General features: G+C 56.2%; 3 protein-coding genes. 2 read left to right on the forward strand and 1 reads right to left on the reverse strand.

Translation table 11 applies throughout. From position 1 onward, the window contains the following. Together OQK_RS00725 and OQK_RS00730 are read left to right on the forward strand one after the other, a co-directional pair. On the forward strand, positions 1-221 hold a 221-nt coding region (locus OQK_RS00725; RefSeq protein ID WP_016770676.1), incomplete at its 5' end, for a HupE/UreJ family protein. A 12-nt stretch (positions 222-233) separates the two neighbouring features. Further along, complete coding sequence (locus OQK_RS00730) at positions 234-905, forward strand: hypothetical protein (protein WP_038860152.1); 672 nt, start codon at positions 234-236, stop codon at positions 903-905. A 69-nt stretch (positions 906-974) separates the two neighbouring features. On the opposite strand, the gene OQK_RS00735 is transcribed toward OQK_RS00730, so the two are convergent. After that, positions 975-1,294, reverse strand: a 320-nt coding sequence (locus OQK_RS00735) for a helix-turn-helix domain-containing protein (RefSeq protein ID WP_016770678.1), incomplete at its 5' end; no start/stop codon positions are given.

The following is a 1,294-nucleotide window of genomic DNA, read 5'->3' on the forward strand; positions in this document are numbered from 1 at the left end:
ACGAGATCTCACCAGACGGCCTGATTCCGAACCTGATCGCCTTCAACGTTGGTGTCGAGATCGGCCAATTGCTGGCCCTCAGCGCGATTCTCATTTTGATGGGGTATTGGCGGCGCACCGGTAGTTTCTGGCGCCACGCGTATACCGCCAACGTCGCCATGATGAGTGCCGGTTTCCTCTTGATCGGTTACCAGATCACCGGCCTGTTTGTCTCCGCCTAAGGAATTCTGACCATGTTCAATACTCCGCTTCCAACTGTTAATGAACTGCCCAGCACCCGCAGACTGCTGCGCTCGACCGTCATCGCGATACTGGTTGCTACCGGCCTTTTGGTGACCGTTGTCATGCCGTCTGAATACGCCATTGATCCGACAGGTGTAGGTAGAACACTGGGGCTGACCCAGATGGGCGAGCTGAAACTCATCCTTGCTCAAGAAGCGTTGGCGGAAGCCGCTACGCCTCAAGCAACCGCTCCAGCTCCAGCTCCGACTCCAACTTCTGCTCCAGCTCCAGCGCAGCAAGTTGCACAAGTCCAACCCATTGAGAAGCCTGTTACCAAGCCAGTAACCGCGCCCGCCACGGCGCTGAAAACCAATCAGATGAGCGTAACGCTCAAACCTGGCGAAGGTACGGAAATCAAACTGGAAATGCTGAAGGGCAAGACTGTCAGCTACGAATGGACGGCGGTCGGTGGCCTTGTGAACTACGACACGCACGGCGAGCCCTATAACGGTGAAAAGGGTTACTTCCACAGCTATAACAAGGGCAAGCAGGTCAAAAGCAATAAAGGCGAATTCACCGCGTTATTCGACGGCACCCATGGCTGGTTCTGGCGTAACCGCAGCAACAAGGACGTGACCATCTCGCTGAATACGACCGGCGATTACCTGAGCGTCAAACAGTAGTCCGGAACATATGGAAAACGAGGCCGCAAATGCGGCCTCGTTTTTTCTGCGCGAAGAAAAGTGCTGGATTCAAATCCCACAAATGTCCGTGCGCTGCCGCCAGGCGTCCTTCGCCGGCGGCATACCGAACAAGCGGGCGTAGTCCCGACTGAACTGCGAGGGACTTTCGTAACCGACTGCATATCCCGCCTCTGCGGCATCGACCGCTTCGGTGACCATCAGCCGGCGTGCTTCCTGTAGCCGCAACTGGTTACGAAATTCCAGCGGGCTCATCGAGGTGATCGCCTTGAAATGCGTGTGAAACGAAGAACGGCTCATGCCGGCGATACCGACGAGTTCATCTATTCGACACGCTTCGTTGTAGTGGCTGCGCAGCCAGGCAATGGCCT

It is taken from the genome of Pseudomonas sp. R62, from assembly GCF_000257605.1.
GTDB classification, from domain to species: Bacteria; Pseudomonadota; Gammaproteobacteria; order Pseudomonadales; family Pseudomonadaceae; genus Aquipseudomonas; species Aquipseudomonas atacamensis.